Below are 2,154 nucleotides of genomic sequence, written 5' to 3' on the forward strand. Positions count from 1 at the left end.
CCGTCAGTTGGGCTTGCGTCATGCGAGAAGATCTACCGGTACACGCCTCGCCATGAGGGCGAATCCCGCAGATTGATCACGACCCGATACGCGCCCTAGAGGCACGAGGGGATCTCCGGCCGATCTGACGCGCCTCCGCAGCGTCTGGTAACTCCGGCATCTGCTGGTAAAGCCCCGCCAGTTGCCGCGTTGCACTGCCGTGCCGTGAGCAGGGAAGACGCCGCCTGCCGCCTTCCCCGCCGTGCACGGGCCGGTTTTGGCTGTCAGGTGCCGAACAGTTGAAGGGCGCTGAGCCAGATTGCCCACGGGTTCACACGCTCGGGATAGCGCTGCTTCATCGCGTCGAAGTATTCCGCGGGGGTCGTGGCCTGCTTGAGGACGACAGCGGCGACGTCGAGATAGCGCCGTGTTTCTTCAATGTCCGACGCTGGATTTCCGCGTTGGATGTCCTTGTGACTGGCCACCACGAATCGTGGCTTCAAGGCGGCGACCTTGTCGAGGGCCTGGTGCCACGCGTCCACGCCGCCGTCTCGGCCTTCTCCGAGGTACTGGTGCACATTGTTGTAGACGACATCACCGGCTATGACCAGGTCCAGTGAGGGCACGTGCAGCACGTTGGTGTCGTCGGTGTCGGAGTGGCCGACCTCGTGCGCGAAGAGCTCGTGCCCGTCGAGGAGCAGCCCGTCGGCTGGGAACACGGAACCCTGGACAGTCACCGGAGGCTCGGGAAGGACGTCGTCGAAGATGTTCCTGAGCATGTCGGGAAACGCCCCGCCAGGTGTCTCGCGGGTGATGCGGGAAAGTACAGCGTCGCTCGCGACAACCGTCACGTCCGGGAACCGGCGGAGCAGGTAGTTCGTGGTCGCGAAGTGGTCGAAGTGAGCGTGGGTGAGGTAGATGTAGCGCAGAGCCACATCGTGGCTTTCAACCCATTTGATGAGTGTGTCGGCCTGCTCGCGGGTGAGCGGCGGGTCGGTCAGCAGCGCCTCGTTCTTCCCGTAGATGAGCGCGTGCGACAGCGGTGACCAGAGGGACGGCCCGTCGTCCGGCCGTGGTGGGGTCGCAACCGGCAGCATGTCCGAGACGAAGACCTCATAGCGAAGATCGGTACTGCTCATCGCGTTTCCGCCTGTCCGCCGGTCGCAGCGAGAATCTCCTGCTGTGGGAAATGCTTGCCGTACTTGGTGCCGGCGACGTGCATCGCGGCACAGTTCTCGACCACGCCGCTCGCTGCGGATGCGGGCGCGTTGTCCGTCCGCCGTAGGCCGGGGTTCCCTCTGTCCGGATAGGTGATCACAGTCGTTCCCTTCCCTCGTAGTGACGTAACCGTAAGGCTTTCACTTGCGTCAAAACAAGGCTTGGACGTTTGCATCTACGGATCGTGTGCGTCGGCGTGGCGTATGCAAAACGTGTACACTTCTGTCATGGAGAAGGGTGGGCAGGGCGATTCCGACATCGGTGCCACACATGCGGGCAGCGACGGCAACGACCGATACGGCATCGCGATGGCGCCTGGTGAGCTGCGGATCGTTCAGGACCTGCTGAACACCGCTTCCATCCCGAAGGCCGGTGGCGATGTTCCGGACCTCCTGGACGCGCCGGATACGGCGGCGCGGTGGCTGGGTGCCTACGGGATCGCGGGCGACAGCCCGGGCGTGAGTGATCTCCGGACTCTGCGTGACGCGATACGGCGGTCGTTGGTCGAGCGCGACCACGACCCGGATCGCGACGACGACGCCGGGCCGGCAGTCGTCGAGTCAGTCGTCCGCGTTCGATTCGAAGCCGACGGGACCGTGAGATTCGTGCCGGGCTCGGTCGGCATTCCCGCGCTTGGTCAACGGGTACTCCTGGCGATCTACGACGCCCAGCGCGCTGGAACGTGGCGCCGCCTGAAGCTGTGCCGTAATCCGCTGTGCGCGGTGGCCTTCTGGGACAGCTCCCGCAACACCAGCGGTGTGTGGCACGACGTGCGTACCTGCGGCAACGTCGCCAACCTGCGGAAGTCGCGTGCGCGGCGCGGGCGACCGGGCCGGAACCTCCCGACAAGTTGACCGACTAGGGCGCGTATCGGGTCGTGATCAATCTGCGGGATTCGCCCTCATGGCGAGGCGTGTACCGGTAGATCTTCTCGCATGACGCAAGCCCAACTGACGG

Annotated in this window: 3 protein-coding genes; 1 reads left to right on the forward strand and 2 read right to left on the reverse strand. The window is 64.8% G+C overall.

Going from position 1 to position 2,154, the window contains the following annotated elements:
• Positions 1-263: 263 nt before the first annotated feature.
• Positions 264-1,118 (reverse strand): MBL fold metallo-hydrolase, encoded by an 855-nt coding sequence (locus OP79_RS48740; RefSeq protein ID WP_033329673.1) that lies wholly within the window; start codon positions 1,116-1,118, stop codon positions 264-266.
• Positions 1,115-1,297 (reverse strand): hypothetical protein, encoded by a 183-nt coding sequence (locus tag OP79_RS48745; protein WP_033329674.1) that lies wholly within the window; start codon positions 1,295-1,297, stop codon positions 1,115-1,117. Before OP79_RS48745 ends, OP79_RS48740 begins: the two co-directional genes overlap by 4 nt.
• 127 nt (positions 1,298-1,424) lie before the next feature.
• On the opposite strand from OP79_RS48745, the gene OP79_RS48750 reads away from it, so the two are divergent.
• Positions 1,425-2,051: a CGNR zinc finger domain-containing protein gene (locus OP79_RS48750; protein ID WP_051745905.1), complete on the forward strand. Its 627-nt coding sequence runs from the start codon at positions 1,425-1,427 to the stop codon at positions 2,049-2,051.
• The last annotated feature ends 103 nt before the right edge of the window (positions 2,052-2,154 follow it).

The organism is Streptomyces yerevanensis (assembly GCF_000716805.1).
Taxonomy (GTDB): domain Bacteria; phylum Actinomycetota; class Actinomycetes; order Streptomycetales; family Streptomycetaceae; genus Streptomyces; species Streptomyces flaveus.